General features: G+C 66.5%; 19 protein-coding genes. 8 read left to right on the forward strand and 11 right to left on the reverse strand.

The features are described 5' to 3' along the window. Positions 1 to 23 precede the first annotated feature (23 nt). Positions 24 to 1,514: an acetyl-CoA hydrolase/transferase family protein gene (locus QW881_RS21320; RefSeq protein ID WP_315739854.1), complete on the forward strand. Its 1,491-nt coding sequence runs from the start codon at positions 24 to 26 to the stop codon at positions 1,512 to 1,514. Here QW881_RS21320 and QW881_RS21325 read toward each other — a convergent pair. Continuing rightward, the gene (locus QW881_RS21325) at positions 1,501 to 2,349 is read right to left on the reverse strand and encodes an MBL fold metallo-hydrolase (protein WP_315756482.1); all 849 of its coding nucleotides are present in this window, start codon (positions 2,347 to 2,349) and stop codon (positions 1,501 to 1,503) included. The two genes, QW881_RS21320 and QW881_RS21325, sit on opposite strands and share 14 nt — an antisense overlap. 97 nt (positions 2,350 to 2,446) lie before the next feature. On the opposite strand from QW881_RS21325, the gene QW881_RS21330 reads away from it, so the two are divergent. Beyond that, positions 2,447 to 3,346 carry a LysR family transcriptional regulator gene (locus QW881_RS21330; RefSeq protein WP_315756483.1) on the forward strand — a complete coding sequence of 300 codons (900 nt, stop codon included), beginning with the start codon at positions 2,447 to 2,449 and terminating at the stop codon, positions 3,344 to 3,346. On the opposite strand, the gene QW881_RS21335 is transcribed toward QW881_RS21330, so the two are convergent. Together QW881_RS21335 and QW881_RS21340 are read right to left on the reverse strand one after the other, a co-directional pair. Further along, entirely contained in the window at positions 3,343 to 4,104 is a 762-nt protein-coding gene (locus QW881_RS21335; protein WP_315756484.1) for a hypothetical protein, read from the reverse strand. The genes QW881_RS21330 and QW881_RS21335 overlap by 4 nt on opposite strands. A gap of 20 nt (positions 4,105 to 4,124) precedes the next feature. Beyond that, positions 4,125 to 4,313: a hypothetical protein gene (locus QW881_RS21340; RefSeq protein ID WP_315756485.1), complete on the reverse strand. Its 189-nt coding sequence runs from the start codon at positions 4,311 to 4,313 to the stop codon at positions 4,125 to 4,127. A 398-nt stretch (positions 4,314 to 4,711) separates the two neighbouring features. Between QW881_RS21340 and QW881_RS21345 the strand changes: the two genes are divergently transcribed. Beyond that, positions 4,712 to 5,665, forward strand: coding sequence for a DUF2336 domain-containing protein (locus QW881_RS21345; RefSeq protein ID WP_315739859.1), 954 nt, complete (start codon positions 4,712 to 4,714; stop codon positions 5,663 to 5,665). Between the two features lie 32 nt (positions 5,666 to 5,697). Here the strand turns inward: QW881_RS21345 and QW881_RS21350 are convergent, their stop codons facing one another. The 3 genes from QW881_RS21350 to QW881_RS21360 are packed head-to-tail and all read right to left on the reverse strand — an operon-like array spanning position 5,698 to position 8,541. Next, positions 5,698 to 6,048 (reverse strand): DUF1491 family protein, encoded by a 351-nt coding sequence (locus QW881_RS21350; protein WP_315739860.1) that lies wholly within the window; start codon positions 6,046 to 6,048, stop codon positions 5,698 to 5,700. 50 nt (positions 6,049 to 6,098) lie between these two features. Next, a complete protein-coding gene (locus QW881_RS21355) occupies positions 6,099 to 6,785 on the reverse strand; it encodes a peptidoglycan-binding domain-containing protein (protein WP_315756486.1) in 687 nt (228 codons plus the stop codon). Further along, the gene (locus QW881_RS21360) at positions 6,778 to 8,541 is read right to left on the reverse strand and encodes a PAS domain-containing sensor histidine kinase (RefSeq protein WP_315756487.1); all 1,764 of its coding nucleotides are present in this window, start codon (positions 8,539 to 8,541) and stop codon (positions 6,778 to 6,780) included. The genes QW881_RS21355 and QW881_RS21360 overlap by 8 nt, the downstream gene beginning before the upstream one ends. Positions 8,542 to 8,993: 452 nt before the next feature. Between QW881_RS21360 and QW881_RS21365 the strand changes: the two genes are divergently transcribed. Next, on the forward strand, positions 8,994 to 9,455 hold the full coding sequence (locus QW881_RS21365; protein WP_315756488.1) for a DUF5330 domain-containing protein: 462 nt from the start codon (positions 8,994 to 8,996) through the stop codon (positions 9,453 to 9,455). A 74-nt stretch (positions 9,456 to 9,529) separates the two neighbouring features. Further along, positions 9,530 to 9,955, forward strand: a complete 426-nt coding sequence (locus tag QW881_RS21370; protein WP_315739864.1) for a SufE family protein — start codon at positions 9,530 to 9,532, stop codon at positions 9,953 to 9,955. Positions 9,956 to 9,964: 9 nt separating this feature from the next. Here the strand turns inward: QW881_RS21370 and QW881_RS21375 are convergent, their stop codons facing one another. Next, entirely contained in the window at positions 9,965 to 10,381 is a 417-nt protein-coding gene (locus tag QW881_RS21375; RefSeq protein WP_172112134.1) for a MucR family transcriptional regulator, read from the reverse strand. Between the two features lie 229 nt (positions 10,382 to 10,610). Further along, a complete protein-coding gene (locus QW881_RS21380; protein WP_315756489.1) occupies positions 10,611 to 11,537 on the reverse strand; it encodes a hypothetical protein in 927 nt (308 codons plus the stop codon). Between the two features lie 442 nt (positions 11,538 to 11,979). On the opposite strand from QW881_RS21380, the gene QW881_RS21385 reads away from it, so the two are divergent. The 3 genes from QW881_RS21385 to QW881_RS21395 all read left to right on the forward strand — a co-directional run bounded on the left by QW881_RS21385 (position 11,980) and on the right by QW881_RS21395 (position 15,542). Then, positions 11,980 to 13,632 (forward strand): glycosyltransferase family 39 protein, encoded by a 1,653-nt coding sequence (locus QW881_RS21385; RefSeq protein WP_315756490.1) that lies wholly within the window; start codon positions 11,980 to 11,982, stop codon positions 13,630 to 13,632. A gap of 105 nt (positions 13,633 to 13,737) precedes the next feature. Further along, positions 13,738 to 14,517, forward strand: coding sequence for a class II aldolase/adducin family protein (locus QW881_RS21390; protein ID WP_315756491.1), 780 nt, complete (start codon positions 13,738 to 13,740; stop codon positions 14,515 to 14,517). Positions 14,518 to 14,549: 32 nt separating this feature from the next. Then, complete coding sequence (locus tag QW881_RS21395; protein ID WP_315756492.1) at positions 14,550 to 15,542, forward strand: NAD(P)-dependent oxidoreductase; 993 nt, start codon at positions 14,550 to 14,552, stop codon at positions 15,540 to 15,542. A gap of 148 nt (positions 15,543 to 15,690) precedes the next feature. On the opposite strand, the gene QW881_RS21400 is transcribed toward QW881_RS21395, so the two are convergent. The 3 genes from QW881_RS21400 to QW881_RS21410 all read right to left on the reverse strand — a co-directional run bounded on the left by QW881_RS21400 (position 15,691) and on the right by QW881_RS21410 (position 17,234). Then, positions 15,691 to 16,230: a hypothetical protein gene (locus QW881_RS21400; protein ID WP_315756493.1), complete on the reverse strand. Its 540-nt coding sequence runs from the start codon at positions 16,228 to 16,230 to the stop codon at positions 15,691 to 15,693. Between the two features lie 90 nt (positions 16,231 to 16,320). Continuing rightward, positions 16,321 to 16,770: an Hsp20 family protein gene (locus tag QW881_RS21405; RefSeq protein WP_315756494.1), complete on the reverse strand. Its 450-nt coding sequence runs from the start codon at positions 16,768 to 16,770 to the stop codon at positions 16,321 to 16,323. A gap of 233 nt (positions 16,771 to 17,003) precedes the next feature. Continuing rightward, a complete protein-coding gene (locus tag QW881_RS21410; RefSeq protein ID WP_315716108.1) occupies positions 17,004 to 17,234 on the reverse strand; it encodes a hypothetical protein in 231 nt (76 codons plus the stop codon). Positions 17,235 to 17,278: the final 44 nt, after the last annotated feature.

Raw genomic sequence — 17,278 nt, forward strand, 5'->3', positions numbered from 1 at the left:
CGATCGCGCATGGAGTTTGCACGATGAGTTCATCGCAGGTGATGTCACAGGCGCTGCGCGCCAAGATCATGTCGGCGGACGAGGCTGCCGCGCTGGTCGAGCCCGGCAACCATGTCGGCATGAGCGGCTTCACCGGATCGGGCTACCCGAAAGCGGTGCCGCTCGCGCTGGCGCGCCGGATCGAAGCCGCACATGCGCGCGGCGAGCCGTTCCGCATCGGCGTGTGGACCGGGGCAAGCACCGCGCCCGAGCTCGACGGCGCACTCGCCCGGGCTGATGGCATCGACCTGCGCCTGCCCTATCAGTCCGATCCGGCGACACGACAGCGCATCAACGCCGGCAGCATCGACTATATCGATCTGCATCTCAGCCATGTCGCACAGTTCGTGTGGTTCGGCTTTCTCGGCCATCTCGACGTCGCCGTGATCGAATGCGCCGGCATCCTGCCAGACGGGCGGCTGATCCCATCGACCTCGATCGGCAACAACAAGACCTGGCTCGATCTGGCGGACCGCGTCATCATCGAAGTCAATTCGTGGATGAACCCGGCGCTGCTCGGCATGCACGACATCTATTACGGCACGCGCCTGCCGCCACATCGCAAACCGATCCCGATCGTGGCGCCCGGCGACCGCATCGGCGAGACCACCTATCGCTGCAATCCGGACAAGGTCATCGCGGTCGTCGAGACCCACGCGCCGGACCGCAACACGAGCTTTGCCGCGCCCGACGATGTCTCCGGCGCGATCGCCGGGCACATCCTGGAGTTCTTCGCACACGAGGTGAAGCAGGGCCGCCTCCCGCGCAATCTGCTGCCGCTGCAATCCGGCGTCGGCAATGTCGCGAACGCCGTCATGGCCGGGCTCGACGACGGGCCGTTCCCGCATCTCACCGCCTACACCGAGGTGCTGCAGGACGGCATGCTGAATCTGATCCGCTCGGGCCGGATGGATCTCGCCTCCGCGACCGCATTGTCGCTGAGCTCGGAAGCTGCGATCGAATTCAATCGCGAGATCGAGTTCCTGCGCGACCGCATCGTGCTGCGGCCGCAGGAGATCTCCAACCATCCCGAGGTGATCCGCCGGCTCGGCGTCATCGCCATGAACGGCATGATCGAGGCCGACATCTACGGCAACGTCAATTCGACCCATGTCCGCGGCAGCAGCATCATGAACGGCATCGGCGGCTCCGGGGACTTCGCCCGCAACGCCTATCTGTCGATCTTCATGACGCCCTCGACGGCAAAGAATGGGACGATCTCCTGCATCGTGCCGATGGTCACCCATGTCGACCACACCGAGCACGACGTACAGGTTCTCGTGACCGAACGCGGCCTCGCCGATCTGCGCGGCCTGTCGCCGAAACAGCGGGCCCGCGCCATCATCGACCAGGCGGCGCATCCCAAATTCCGGCCGGCGCTGGCGGACTATTTCGAACGCGCCTGCCGTGATTCGACCGGCAAGCACACGCCGCATCTGCTCGAGGAGGCGTTCCGCCTGCTCAGGCCGGAATGAGCGCTGCGGTCCGATCACCGCAGCGGCACATCTCGTAGGCAACAGGATCGTGGCTGTTCACGATCGTGACCCGGTCGCCATGGTCGCATTTCAGGCGCCGCAGCCGCTCCTGGTTGGCGATCCGCATCGTGCGATCCTGATCGCCCTTGCGCTGGAATAGCCCGAGCAGCAGCGGCATGCGTGGCCACGGATCAAGCTGGCCGTGGAAGAAATAGGCATCGCCGGCGTGCAGCAGCCATTTGTCGCCGCGACGCACGGCGACGCCGCAATGCCCGCGCGTATGGCCCGGCAGAGGAATAATCAGGATGTCGCCGCTGCGATCAGCGGCAGCGCGGACACCACGAAAGCCGAACCAGTCCTCGCCGTCATCGCCGTAGAACTGCCAGTCGGGACGATGCCGCCATTGGCCGGCGACGTAGCGGCCGCGCGGCGGCGCCGGAGCCCCCTCGACGGCCATCGCATGCTCCGCGTGATGAACGTGCACCTTGGCCTTCGGGAAATCGCCGATGCCACCGGCGTGGTCACGGTCGAGATGAGTGAGCAGGATGTGCCTGACGTCATCGGGCGAGAAGCCCAATGCCCGCACCTGCTGCAGCGCCGTCTCCGACGCATCGAGAAGCGGCGCGGCCTGCCTCACCCAGCGTGCCCCCAATCGTGCGGGCGCGGCGATGTCGCCAGTGCCGATGCCGGTGTCGACGAGGACCAGGCCGTCATCGCTTTCGATCAGCAGGCAGTGGCAGACGAGGCGGGCGCGCGCGAACAGGCCGCCGCTGCCGCTCACCAGCCGACCGCCGCGTGGACACATCGTGCCGGTGTTGAGGTGGTGGACGCGCATCGATCTCCTCCTTCATTGCCGATATCGGGCGCATCCTTGCGTGCCGGCCTGAGATAAGTAAAATATTGATCAGTGATACGCATCATAGGCAGCTCCTATGGATATCCGCGAGCTCCGTTATTTCTCCGCCGTGTTCGAGGAACGCAGCTTGACCAGAGCCGCGGCGCGCTGCTTCGTCTCGCAGCCATCGATTTCGCTGGCGATCGCCAATCTCGAGGCCGAGCTCGGCACCGAACTGTTCCTCCGCCACCGCAAGGGTGTCGTGCCGCTGGAGGCGGCTGAACGCCTGCAGCCGATCGCCCGCCGGATCGTCGGCGAGGCCGATGCCGCCCGCAACCTGTTCCGGCACCGCGCGCCGAAGCAGGCGCTCAAGCTCGGGCTCATGCGCACCCTTGACGGACGCCGCGTGACCGCGCTGCTCAAGCCGCTCACGGCGCGCGAGGATCTCAGGCTTCACATCGTCGGTCCGACCGAGCGGGCCGACGGACGCATCGTCTCAAAAAGCCTGGTCGGCGACGGCGAGCATTTCCTGCCGCTGTGGAGCGAGCACTATGTCGCGGCGCTCCCGCTCGCGCATCCGCTCACGCTGAAGCCGCGCTTGCGCGCGGCCGACCTCGCCGACGTGGCGATGATCGACCGCTGCCATTGCGAGCACAGCGCACTGGCGAGACGCAGCGGCGGGCCGCGCGAGATCGCCGCCATTGCTGAAACCGAGGATTGGGCCCTGGCGCTGGTCGCCGCCGGCGTCGGCGTCGCGATCGTTCCCGAAGGCGTCGTGCACGGCCGAAGCGACGTTGCGGTCCGCGAGATCGAGATGACGTTGAAGCGCCAGGTCGGCCTCGCCTACTCCGCCTCGCGTGCTCCATCCGAGGCGCTGAAGATCCTGATCGCGACGCTGCGCGCGGCGGCGCCGCAGAAGCTCCGTGCGACAGCAGGGCGGCAAAAGGGAGCACCGGCCAAGCGAGGCCGGCGCCGGAGCAAGGTCGCGCCGGGCTAGCCCCGCGTCGTCAGCGGCCGTTCGATCAGGGGCCGCGCCGCGACCGGCGGATTGGCGGTCTGAGCCGCCAGTTCATAGATCAGGCGATCGGCGTCGGCGGCCAATCCGTCGGGAGCCTGGAGCACCAGGCGCTCCAAGGCCCAGCGGTAGGACGAGACGCGCTGCTCCAGACTGATCTGCACCCATTGCACGATCAGCGAGTTCTCCTGCATGCGCGCGACCGCATCGGCTTTCTCGCGCGGCGAGAGCTCGGTCATGTATCTCATGCTGGCATCGCGCTTGCGGTCGAGATCGATGACGCGGATGGCCGATGCGAAGAACGGCTCGAAGCGGGTGATGTCGTCACGCACGTCGTCGATCAACTGGGCGTAGCGCGAGGCGTGCGAGCGGTGCGGCTCGTCGATCAGGGCGCGGCCATAGGCGGTGCGGTCGAACACGACCTTCTGGCGCCAGGGCGAGGCCGACGGCTGATAGTCGCCGAACACGCTCTTCCAGGCAGGGCGCGAATGCGGCGGCTCGATCAGCGGATAAGCGAGATCGCGCAGTTGGCGCTCGTTGTCGGTCAGTTGGAACTGCGATGGGTTGACGCCCACGCTGGCGGTGGCTTCCGCCCCGATCCATTTGTGCATGTCGTCATTGCGCATGTCGGCGCGGGTGCGGCCGAAATCGCCGCCGCTGCAGGCGCCGAGCAGTCCGCCGACGAGAACGAGTGCGAGGACCGGCAGCGCGCGCCGGACCGGATTCACGATGGCCGGCATTCCCGTTTCCCCCGACCTTGTCAGCGGCGACGGCGGCGGCGGCTTGGCGCTGTGCCCTCGCGGGGCCCGCGGTCGTCGGTCGGGGTCTCGCGCTCGATCCGAACGACGGGAAGAATCAGGATCGTTCCCATGCCCTCCTGCGGCGCGCCGGTCACGGCAGGCCGCGCGCGACGCGCAACGTCCGCCGGGAATTCAATGATGGTCGCCATGTTGACTCTCTTTCGTGCCCGAAGTTCTGACCCCCTGAAAACTCCCTGTCGCCCGAACTTCGCAGGCAAGAGGGCACGCAGAACTGACGATCACGAATGCCGGCGCATGAAGCTGCACTTTGGCATTCGGCGCGGCGAAGATCAGGCTGGCCGCGTGACGCGGCCAAGGCGAGATCATCGAACGGATCGATTAAGATCAGGACGTGGTTAAGAGGATATTAATGCGCGGGCCGCCCAACACGGATCGCGTGTACCGGCGGGAGAGAAGGCAAGCCAGCGTGGCGCCTTTGTCTCACCGGGTCATTTCGGCCCATCTTCACCGATTGTTTTCCTTAACGCCGCATTAAAACAACTCCGCTCTAATCGGCGCAACGATTGCCGAAGTTGCGTACCCCGACATGACAAGATCATCGCTGTTCCCCGGCTTCGACGGGTTGCTCACGCTCTCGCGCCGCGAGGGCGTGGACATCAAGCCCACTCTGCTGCGCGTGCTGACCGACCTCTATGTCCAGGCGAGCGCGCATTCCGCCGACGAGGAGCGGCAGTTCGTCGAATTGGCCTCCCGTCTGGTCGACGACGTCGATGATGCGACCCGTGCGGCGGTGCGAGCGCGGCTGGCGATCTATCCGGCGACGCCGATCGAGATTTTGAACAAGCTGGGCTTGCGCCCGGCGCAGAGCGAGCCGACGCCGCCGCTCGCCGGCCCCATTCCCGCATCGCTTCGCTCGTCGTCTCCGATCCCGCCGCGCGACGACGCGGCGTCCGGATTGTCGATGCAGCCGAAGGATGCCGCCGAGCTCAGCGAGATGTTCATGCGCGCCGCCTCGCACGAACGCATCGCCATCCTGCAGAACCTCGCCACCACGCCGCTGAGACCTGCCGCGCCGACGCCGTTGCACCGCGCGGTGCATGCGATCGAGGCGCTGGAGATGGCCGCCTTCAACGCCGACGTCGAGACGTTCACGATCGAGCTCGGCGAGAGCCTGATCCTGCCCTCACGCATGACCCACGAGGTCGTCAACGACCCGAACGGCGAGCCGCTGGCCTGCGCCGCAAAGGCGCTCGGCATGCCGGCGCCGGTGTTCGAGCGCGTGCTGCTGTTCCTCAAGCCGGAGATGGGCCAGTCGGTCCAGACCGTGTTTCGGCTGTCACGCTTCTACGAGCGCCTCAGCGAGCGCGCGGCGCTGATCATGCTGGCGGCCTGGCGCGGCTCCGGGATGGCCGCGATCAGGGCCAAGCATCGCACGGCGCTCTATGACGACGAACGTCAGCACGTCCGTGGCAGCACGGCGCGGGCCGGCACCGCGACGAGGCCGATCGTGCGCACGGGGACCGACGGCTTCAAGCGATGACGCGCGATCGCTGTCCCGAATCTTGGCGATGATCAGGGACGCTCGCGCACGAGATCGAGAAAATGACGGCCCTGCCTGTCCTCGGTCTCGATGATCCAGGCGTCGGGATCGAAGCGCAGCTCCTTGACCAGGCGTTCCTCGATCTGCGCTTCCTCGATCGGCTGCGGCGATATCGGTACGAAGAAGCGGTCGATCGGCCGGCTGTCGTCATAGACGGTCTGCGGCGCGGGAACATAGAGCTGGGCGGTGCCGTCCATCAGCGCGACCTTGACGAACACCGCGCCGGCTTCCTCCGCGCCACGGTGGCGGATCGCGCTGAACGCGCCGGCCGACTGGCAACGCCGCAGATAGGCGCTCACCCAGATGCTGCTCTTCAATCGCATGATGGTTCGATGCAGGTGCAAGCGCGCTGCAAGTCGCAGCCGCCCCTGCTCTATTCGATCGGATGACCGATGACAATCGCAAGCTCGCGCACCAGGCGGTCCGACACCTGGCCCGTCACCGGCAGCTTGCGCTCGCGCTCGAACTTCTGGATCGCGGCCTGGGTGTCGGAGCCGACCATCCCCGTCGGCTTCAACTGGCCATAGCCGTATTCGGTCAGCGCACGCTGGACCGCGGCGACACGGCGGACATTGCCGCCCTGCTGCGTCGGCTGCGGACGCGGCACGTTGCCCTGACCGCCGCTGACCGAGCGGACGAGATCAGCCAGAGGATCGGCATATTTCTGATCCGGACGCGCCTCGGTGGCGCGCTGCTCAACCGCCCTCTGCTCTGCAGCCCTGGTTTCAGCGGGCCGCGTCTCGATGACCTTCGGATCCAAGGGCGAGATGTCCATCGGCCGGGGCCGCGGCAGCGGATTGGAGCTCGTCAGATTGGGCGGAATGGTCACGATAGACCCGAACATCGGCGCCGGATGCGGTCCGGATTGCAGGAACAGGGCATTGACGATGATGGCGCTGCCGGCCGCGCAGGCCAGCAGGCCCGCAAACAGATCCTTGGGGCTGTAGAGCATGGCCCGCAGCAGCCAGCCGCGCTCGTCCGCGACGACGGCCGCAGCCGCGGCAGCGCGCTTGCGACGGCGCGGCGGCGCCGGATCATCCTCTGCAGCTCGTCTAGGCACTCTTCTTCACCTGCATGACCTGCCCTGGCAGGGCGGAGCGCGAGGGCGACAGCGGCGTGATGGTGGCGCCCGCGGTCGCCTCGGCCACGAAGTTGATCGGCAGCGCGATCGTGACCGTGGTCCCCTCGTCGATCTTGCTTTCTATCGACATTTCGCCGCCGTGCAAGTTCACAAGGCTCTTGACGATCGACAGACCGAGGCCGGTTCCCTCGTGACGGCGCTGGTAGGTCTTGCCGGCCTGGAAGAACGGATCGCCGATGCGCTTGAGATCATCGGCGGCGATGCCGACGCCGGTGTCGGTGATTCGCAGCAGCAGGCGCGCGCCGTCGACGCCGGCAGAGACCGTGACACGGCCGCCGCGCTCGGTGAACTTGATGGCATTGGAGACGAGGTTGAGCACGATCTGCTTGAAGGCGCGCGGATCACCGGTGACCATCGGCAGGTCCTGCGGCACGTCGGCCGACAGATCGACACCGTTCTCGCGCGCCCGCAGCGCCAGCAGGTTGCAGCAATTGATCAGCGCCGCGCGCGGCGCGAACGGCTCCGGCGTCAGCTCGAAATTGCCGGACTCCATCTTCGACATGTCGAGAATGCCGTTCACGACCGACAGCAGATGCTGGCCTGAATCGTTGATGAGCTGCGCATATTCGCGGCGCCGCGCGGCGTTCAGCACCAGCACCTGCTCCTGCATCAGCATCTCGGAGAAGCCGATGATGGCGTTCAAGGGCGTGCGCAGCTCGTGGCTCATGGTGGCGAGGAATCGCGTCTTCGCGGCGTCGGCGCGCTCGGCGGCGCTGCGCGCCAATTCGAGCGCCTGCTCCTGCAGCTTGCGGTCGGTGACGTCGCGCATGACCGCGACCACCTCCTGCTCCGATCCGCCCGGCGCCACGCCGGTGCGGTCGAGGGGGCGGCAACGCATTTCGACCCAGATGAAATCGACCGGATGCTGAAAGCCGCGCCCCTCGCCCGGCGCATCGCGGCGCAGGCGGAACTCGACGCTCGAGGCTTCGCTGCCGCCTGCCGCCTCCGACAGCGCCGTGAGATAGGCCGGCCGGTCGGCAACATGGACACGTTCGAACAGGCCATGGCCGTGCAACTGCGCGACCGGCGCGCCGAGCAGCGTCTCGACCGCGGGCGAGATGAACATGACAGCGCCGTTGCGGCGATGACGGGAGATCACGTCGCTCATGTTGCGCGCGAGCAGGCGATAGCGCTCCTCCTCCATCGACAGCAGCGTCACGCTGGTGCGCGCGAGCGTATCGGCGGCAAAGGCGAGCACGGCCGCATAGAGCGTCGCGGAGGCGACGCCGAAGGCGAGCAGCACGGTGCGCAAGGCGGGGGTGGTCTCGGGCTTCGGCAGCCAGCCGAAATGACCGATGAGGATGAGCAGCAGCGCGCAGCACAGCGCGAGCCCCGCGGAGAACACGACGACGCGGCGCGAGGCCGAGAACGAGGCTTCCAGGGGAACGACGATCAGCCACACCGCGGCAAAGGATTCGATGCCGCCGGTCCCGATCGAGACCGCCATGATCAACGCCGACAACGCCAGCGACGACAGCGCGCAGGCGCTCTCGTAGCGGCCGGTGCGCGACAGATACCAGGACAGCAGGATGGGCGCGATCAGCCACGACAGCGCGCCGACCTCGAGCGCGCTCGGCGCACCGCGCATCGCGAGATAGGCAGGAAACACGGCGAAGACGGCGAGGCTGCCCAGCAGGCGCGGCGCGATGAAGGCGCGGTGACGCGCGCGCGTCATCGCATCAGTTCGAGCCGATGGATGCAATAACGCATCGAGACAATCGCGGATGATACTCAACACAATCACGGCTCTCGCGCCTCGGCCTGTCGGTCGTTCTCACAAAGAGAACGCGCCGGGACGCCCCCTGTCGTCGGAAGTCACCGTGTCAGACTCGCATTAAGCGAACGCTAAGGGCCAGACTGCGGTGAGCCCGCCATTCGGCCGGGATGGTGAATGCATCGTTTCCGGCCGGGCCTGCGGTTGCGAAAGCTGTGCGATCTACAGCCGGTTGCGCGGCGCATGCGGCCCGCGCCAATGAAAAATTTACTCCGAAGAAAATCCGGCCTCCGGCTTCGCGAAATCTCAACCAATTAAGCCCAATGCAAGCAGTCGCGACATAGAACAATCAGCTGCGATCCCGGTTGCGCGATTTGAGCACGCGAGATCAGCAGCACGGTCGGGGTTGCGTGATGTTCTTTCTGCTTCGGATGGCATTCTGGCTCGGGCTCGTGCTGGTGCTGCTGCCGCGCGAGAAGAGCCAAGACGCCGACAAGCTGCCGCAGATCAATGCGCACGAAGCCGTGCAGGCTGCGACCGCCGCCGTCTCCGACATGAGCCAGTTCTGCAAGCGGCAGCCGCAGGCCTGCGAGGTCGGCGGCCAGGCCGCGACCGTAATCGGCCACCGCGCCCAGGAAGGCGCGCGCAAGATCTACCAGATCATCACCGACAAGGCCGATGCCGCGGAGAAGCCGGCCGGCGCCGACAAGTTCATCGGCCCGGTGAAACCAGCCATACTCGACAAGCGCGGCAACGATCACACGGGCTCGATCGACGCCCCCATGGTCGAGGAGGTTCCCCCGGGCGACGCGCCGGCCGACACGCTCTCGGCCGACGATCTCGCCGCCGAATGGCAACTGCCGCCGACGCCCTGAACCGGCGGAACCGACTGTCGCTTTCGCCGTCCCGAACGCCTATATGAAGGCCGATATCGGGACCGAAGAGCATCATGACGATCGACGACATCCGCGACAATTTCGCCCTGCTCGACGACTGGGACGACCGCTACCGCTACGTGATCGAGCTCGGCCGCACCTTGGCGCCGATGCCGGAGGACGAGCACTCCGCCGCGAACAAGGTGCAGGGCTGCGCCAGCCAGGTCTGGCTGTCGAAGCACGTCGATCGCAGCAGCGCCGTGCCGGTGCTGAACTATCTCGGCGACAGCGACGCCCATATCGTTCGCGGTCTGATCGCAATTCTGCTCACGCTGTATTCTGGGCGGACGCCGCAGGAGATCATGACCATCGATGCGCCCGCCGTGTTCGACGAGCTCGGGTTCCGCGAGCACCTGACGCCACAGCGCTCCAATGGCCTGCGCTCGATGGTCGAGCGCATCCGTGCCGACGCCCGCGAAGCGCTCGCCACGGCGTCCTGATCGGTTCGGCTACTTCTCCCGCTCGGGCCGCTGCTGGCCCAGGCCCATCTTCTTGGCGAGCTGCGACCGGGTGACCGCGTAGTTCGGCGCCACCATCGGGTAGTCCGGCGGCAGGTTCCATTTGTCGCGGTATTGTTCCGGCGTCATGTTGTACTGCGTGCGCAGATGCCGCCGCAGGGACTTGAAGCGCTTGCCGTCCTCGAGACAGACCAGATAGTCCGGGTGGATCGATTTCTTGACCGGCACCGCCGGCCGCGCCGGCTCGGGCGCGGGCTCGCTTCGTCCCGCCGCGACCCGTGTCAACGCGGCATGCACCTGGCTGATCAGCGAGGGAATCTCCGCCGCCGGGGTCGGGTTGTTGCTGAGATAGGCCGACACGATGTCGGCCGTCAGATCGATAAAGCTCTTGCCGGCCGCTTCGGTCATCGAACCCTCATCCCGCTCCGCCCTGTGACCGTCGATCGCAAAGTATCCCTCGATCGCAAGTATCACTCGCGCCGAGTGACAGCGTTGTCTCGCGATTCTACAAGCAATATGGGCAATTGACTGGCAAAATGACAAGATAGTGAGGACTTCTTCTTGAGAAGTCTGTCACCTGCCAAGTACTGTGTACCACATTCCAGACGCGCTCAACCTGACCGTGTGGTCTGGCCCGTCAGGAGCGGCCTTCGAGATGGGTGCGCAGTTCGTCGATCGACGCGAAGCGCATCATCCCTTCGGGCATCTGCGCCTCGATCGACCCGTCGGAATAGAGCGAATAGGCCATCCCATCCACCACGCCCGACTTGACGATGCTGACGGCCGGCGCGTCCAGGTCCTTCGGCTCGGGCGGCGGCGGGGTTGGCTCGGGCTCGACGAAGGCCGGTGCGGCCCGCGCCAGTCGCCGCGGGAATGGCGGGCGCGGAGGCTCCGGCGTCCGCGTCCGCTCCGGTCGCGACCAGCCATTGTCGAACGACGAATCCGATTCGGTTGCGGCGGGCTCGTCCAGCGGCACGGGCGGCGGGTCGCTGAGGGGCGGAGACCGGAAATCCGTCGGCAGCGGCTCGGCGCCGCGCTTCTCGGCGCGCTCCCGTTCGCGGCGCGACGAAGACGCAAACAGCAGGTTGCGCTTAGGCCGCTCGGCGGGTTCGGCCGGCGGCTCATCCGAGGCCGGCTTCGACTCGCGCAGCGAGGCCGACAAGGGAGACGAGGACAGTGGCGATGACGACACCCCCGAGGACAAGGGAGACGACAGGTCCGGCATGCGGGGACGGGGACGTGGCGAGCCGCCCTCGCGCCAGACGTCCTCCGTCGGCGGCACCGGGGCGGTCTCGAAGTCGGTCTTGCCGGCGGCGAGCGGGAGCTGAAGAGGCCTGGGTTCGGACTCAGCGCCCGGACGCGACCGTAGCCGGCTCGAGATCACCTTGAGTTCGCTCAGGACGGCCGACAGTCCGAACAGGATCAGCCCGCTGCAGACGCCAAGGGTCCCCGACAGGATCAGCGTGTTACCGACGCTGAACTCCTTGACTGGAATTCCCCAGGCGATCGCCCCGAGCCCGGCCAACACGGCGAGGGCCCCGGCGGCCAACATTGCACTCATCATCGAACTCATCCCCTAATGCGCCGGTTCCGGACGGTGTCCCGACCGAAATCACATTAGATAAGCTGCGGTTGCCCGCGTCCTTGAATCCGGTTTCTAGTCCAAATCCGCGACAATTTGCAGCGGAAGTTCGGCCAATCCTGCTGAAGTTCTCGTCCGCCGTGCAGCCATCGTCATGATGCCGCCACAATATACATCGGCCAACCCTCGGCATTCATTGAGGTTCCTCCCGGGTTCTTCCGGCCCCTGTGGTTCAGCGGGCGTTCATTTGACTGTGCCAATATGGCGCTCAGCAGCCGAAATTCGGGTCCCCGCTGCGCTGCGAGAAGCATGCCTTCCCATAATTCCGACACCTCGGAAGCCGGGACGCGCTATACGGAGGCGGGGAATACAGGCCTGAAACGCGGAAGCGGGGTCGCCAGGGGACGCCGGGTCACACTCAGCCATGACAACGATAACCACTTCGGTCCTCGAGACGCCGACGCGGCGGTCCCTTGAGAGGACGTATGACGATCTTGCCATGTTCGTGCTTGCCGCAGTCGCGGTGGTGGCCGGGCTCACATTCCGGGATTACGGCCTCGGCTGGGATGATTACACCCATGCCGAATATGCCGATCTGTTGCTGCGCATGTACGGTTCCGGTTTCAGGGATCAGGCGGCGCTGTCGTTCGCCAACCTTTATATGTACGGCGGCGGCTTCGACATGGTTGCAGCCCTGCTGCACAAGATCCTGCCGCTGGAGCTGTTCGAGACCCGCCGGCTGGTCGGCGCCATCGTCGGGCTGATCGGCCTTGCCGTGACCTGGCGCCTGGCGCGCCGCATCGGCGGCCCGGTGGCCGGCCTTGCCGCCCTGCTGCTGCTGGCGCTCTGCCCGATCTTCTACGGCCACATGTTCATGAACCCGAAGGATGCGCCCTTCGCGGTGGCGATGGTGGTGCTGCTGATGGGCCTGGTCCGCCTCGCCGATGAGTATCCCTACCCCTCGCCGCGCACCATCCTGATCCTGGGCCTGGGGGCCGGCTTTGCGATCGGCTCGCGCATCCTGGGCGGCATGGCTGTCGTCTATGCGATGGTCGGCTTCATGCCGCTGTTCATGGAGGAATACCGCACGCAAGGGCCGCGCGAGGCGATCCGCCGCTTCGCCCACGTGCTCTATGTGCTGATCCCCGGCCTGATCCTGGGCTACCTGATCATGGGGCTGATCTGGCCCTGGTCGATCATCGAGCCGGCCAACCCGTTCCGGGCCCTGACCTACTTCTCGCACTTCTTCGAGAAGCCGTGGAAGGAGATGTTCGACGGTGCGCTGGTCTCGGTGCCGGACATGCCTTGGTCGTACCTGCCGACGCTGTTCGCGCTGCAACTGCCGGAATTGATGATTGCGCTGTTCGTCGCCGGCGTCGTGGCCTCCATCATGTCGCTGTCGCGGCCCGACGTGCCGGCACGCCAGAAGAGCATCCTGTTGATGCTGACGCTGGCGGCGACGCTGCCGATCCTGATCGCGATCGTCAAACGCCCGGCGCTCTACAACGGCATCCGCCACTTCGTGTTCGTGATCCCGCCGATGGCGCTGCTCGGCGGCATCGCCTTCTCCTGGCTGCTGTCGTGGCTCAACGCCGACGAGCGCCGCAGCTGGCAGCCGGTGGCGATCGCCGCGTTCTGCTTCGGCCTGCTGCTGCCGCTGGCCGAGATGATCCGGCTGCATCCCTATCAGTACACCCACTTCAACTTCATCGCCGGCACCGTGCGCGAGGCCGACACCCGCTTCATGCTCGACTATTGGGGGCTGGCGTTGAAGCAGGCCTCCGACGGGCTGAAGGAGCAGCTCGACGAGCGCCAGGAGGTGCCGCCGATCGGGCACAAATGGAAGGTCGCGGTGTGCGGCCCGCAGCGTCCCGCCCAGGTCGCGCTCGGCCCCGATTTCACGATCGGCTGGGACAGCCATGCGGCCGACTTCGCCATGACGCTCGGCGAGTTCTACTGCAAGGGACTGACTGCCCCTGTCATGGTCGAGATCAAGCGCGACGACGTCGTGTTCGCCCGGGTCTACGACATCCGCGGCCGCAGCATCTCCAGCCTGCTGTCGATCCCGGCGCCCTGAGCGGCCTGCTCAGCCAAACGACATGACTGCTCCCCCTGCCCCGCGCCTTGTCGCGCGGCGGCGTGCCGCCTAGGCTCCGGTCAACCCTGGAAATCGGAGAATGCCATGTCGCCAGCCGAAGCGCGCCTCAAGGAAGTGCCGTCGAACATGACCGAGGCCGAATGGTCGCAGCGGGTCAATCTCGCCGCCGCCTACCGCCTGGTGGCGCTGTTCGGCTGGGACGACCTAGTGGACACTCATATCTCGGCCCGCGTGCCCGGCCCCGAGCATCACTTCCTGATCAACCCCTACGGCCTGCTGTTCGAGGAGATCACCGCCTCCAGCCTGATCAAGGTCGACCTCTATGGCAATCAGTTGTCCGAGAGCGAGTACAGCATCAATCCCGCCGGCTTCACCATCCATTCCGCGATCCATGAGGTCCGCGAGGATGCCGGCTGCGTGATCCATCTGCACACGCTCGACGGCGTCGCGGTGTCGAGCTGCGCCGACGGCCTGCTGCCGCTGAACCAGATCGCGCAATACGTGACCCACGACCTCGCCTATCACGACTACGAGGGCGTGGCGCTGGACCATGACGAGCGGCCGCGGCTGCAGCGCGACCTCGGCAGCAAGAACCACATGCTGCTGCGCAATCACGGCACGCTGACGGTCGGCCGCTCGGTCGCCTCCGCCTTCGAGCGGATGTATCACCTGGAGCGCGCCTGCTCGATCCAGGTGCGCACGCGCACGCTGGGACCCTCGGCCTATCCGGTGCGCGACGAGGTCATCGACAAGAACGCGAAGCTGTTCGACAATGAGGATCGCGTCGAGCTGCGCTCCAATCAGCTGGTCTGGCCGCCGCTGCTGCGCCGGCTCGACCGGGTCAACCCCGGCTACCGGACCTGACGACCGGGCCTGACGGTCGCAGGACGGGCCGCATGACGATCCTGGTGACGGGCAGCTCCGGCCATCTTGGCGAAGCGCTGATGCGGACCTTGCGGGCGCAGGGCCGCGCCGCGCTCGGCGTCGATTGCCGTCCCGGCGCTTTCACGCAGCGCGTGGGCTCGATCACCGACCGCGGCTTCGTCCGCGCCGCCATGGCGGGCATGACGGCGGTGCTGCATGCCGCGACCCTGCACAAGCCGCATGTGGCAACCCACAGCCGGCAGGACTTCATCGATGTCAATGTCACGGGCACGCTGAACCTGCTCGAAGAGGCGGCAGCTGCGAAGGTCGAAGGCTTCGTCTACACCAGCACGACGAGCGTCTTCGGCGACGCGCTGGTGCCGCCGCCGGGGCAGCCGGCCGCCTGGATCACCGAGCAGGTCACGCCGGTGCCGAAGAACATCTACGGCGTCACCAAGGCCGCCGCCGAGGACCTCTGTCAGCTGTTCGCGCGCAATGACGGCCTGCCCGTCACCGTCCTGCGCGTCTCGCGCTTCTTCCCCGAGCAGGACGACGATCCGGCAACGCGTGCGCGGCGCGCCGACGCCAATATCAAGCTGAACGAGTTCCTGGCGCGCCGGGTCGACATCGAGGACGTGGTCGAGGCGCATCTTTGTGCGCTGGCGCGCATGCCCGCGGGATTTGCAGAGTACATCATCAGCGCGACGACGCCGTTCACGCCCGCCGATGCCGCCGAGTTGCGCAGCCGCGCACCGGACGTGCTCCGCCGCATCATCCCGGAGCACGCCGCGATCTATGCCCGGCACGGCTGGACCATGTTCGAGGGCCTCGACCGCGTCTATGTCAACGACAAGGCCCGCCATGAGCTCGGCTGGCGGCCGCGTCATGATTTCCGCGCCGTACTGGCCCGGATCGCAAGCGGCGGCAACATCGCCAGTCCGCTGGCGCAGGTGATCGGCAGCAAGGGCTACCATGACGGCGACGGGACGACGCGTGAGATTGAGGAGCACGCGGTTCCGAAATGAGGTGCCGTCGGCTGTCATGGACAGCGCCGACCGAGGGTGCTACATTTCCGCCATCACCCTCTACGCTGTCTGGAATGAAACGCCGCCCAATTCCGGGCGGCGTTTTCGTTATGCGCGGGCTGTTCTCATCCGCGCCGGTCGATCGGGATCAGCAGCGTCCGGCGCGGGCGAAGCCGCGCCGCTCCGGCAGGGGATGCAACTGCTGCAGCTCCTCGGCCAGCCGACGCTCGACAAAGCGGCGCTCATGGTCGGCAAGCCGGGTGGCCAACAGCTTGCGATAGCGCCGCACATTGGCTTCGCGGGAGAACCGCACGCGGGCGGCCGGCAGCATCCGGACGTCTGATCCGGACGCAACGTCCGTTGCCGAGCCATCCGCTTCGACGTCGACGGGCGGAACGATGCGCATGGCGGCCCCGCCGCGCGGGCGCGGTGGCTGATCTTCGCGGTCGAGCTGACGCAGCGCGCCGAGCACGTCGGCCAGATGCAGCGGCCTGGCGATGCCGGGAATCTTGCGCAGGCCGGGCTGCGACTCGACGGCATACATGTCCGACGCCCAGGACGACAGGATCAGCCGCTTCTCGGCCAGCGACAGCTTGCGGTCATTCAGCAGGTCTGCCGGCGACTCGTAGTGTGAGACCGGATGGAATCCGGCACTGCCGGCGGTGATCGAAAAACGGTGCTCGCTCATGGCGTCTCTCCTCTTCCACTCCTTTCACAAGAGACAGTTGCTGCAAGGGCGCGGGCGACATTCCGCCCGCGCCGCAGCTCGAACAAGGCGTCAAGCCGCCTTCTGCTGCGCGATCTGCTCGACCGATGCCGTGCCGATGGCAATGCGGCGGGGCTTCATCGCCTCGGGGATCTCGCGTACCAGCTCGATCCGCAGCAGGCCGTTGTCGAACGCCGCGTTCGTCACCTGCACGTAGTCGGCGAGATTGAACTGCCGCTTGAAGGGACGCGACGAGATGCCCTGATAGAGATATTCGCGGGTCTCCTTGTCGGCCTTGCGCCCTTCCACCGTGAGCACGTTGTGCTCGGCGGTGATGGACAGCTCGTCCGGGGCGAAGCCTGCCAGCGCCAGCGAAATCTGGTAGCGGTCGTCGCCGAGCCGCTCGATGTTGTACGGGGGATAGTTGTCCTCGACCGCGCGCTGGGTCTCGTCGAGCAGGTCGAACAGACGGTCGAAGCCGATGGTCGAACGCCACAGCGGAGAGAAGTCGTAGGTCCTCATAGCCAAGTCCTCCTAAGAGCAAGATGGATACGAAGGAGCGCCGAGCCGATGCAGACTTCAAAGTCCCAGAAACTTCTGAGTACCAGACGACCGGTCAGCGCCCAGATATCGACCGGGCCCTTACGGCACCCGGCGCCGCCGAAGCGGCAGCAGACGACTTAGAACAGCCGACATCCGTTTCAAGAGGGAAAATCGAATTTTTTGTCGCAGCCTCTATCGCAGCGCAACACCCATCAGGCGGCCACGGCGGACAGCCGTTGCAGCCGCATCGTCGCCTCCCGGAGCACGCTGACCAGCCGGTCGCGCTCGCGCTGATCGATGTCGCCACGCGACAACACGGCCTGGCAGTGCGCCACCACGCGTTGCTCGCTCTCGATCAAAAACCGCGTCAAGCGACGGGGATCACCCATGCTCATGACGGAGGTCGGGTTGGGCGGCGGATGATCGTATTGCCAGGCTGGCATGATCGGGCCTGCGAGCTCGCGCTGCGCTGCTGATGAGACCGGGC

Source organism: Bradyrhizobium sp. SZCCHNS3016 (assembly GCF_032484535.1).
In the GTDB taxonomy this organism is placed as follows: Bacteria; Pseudomonadota; Alphaproteobacteria; order Rhizobiales; family Xanthobacteraceae; genus Bradyrhizobium.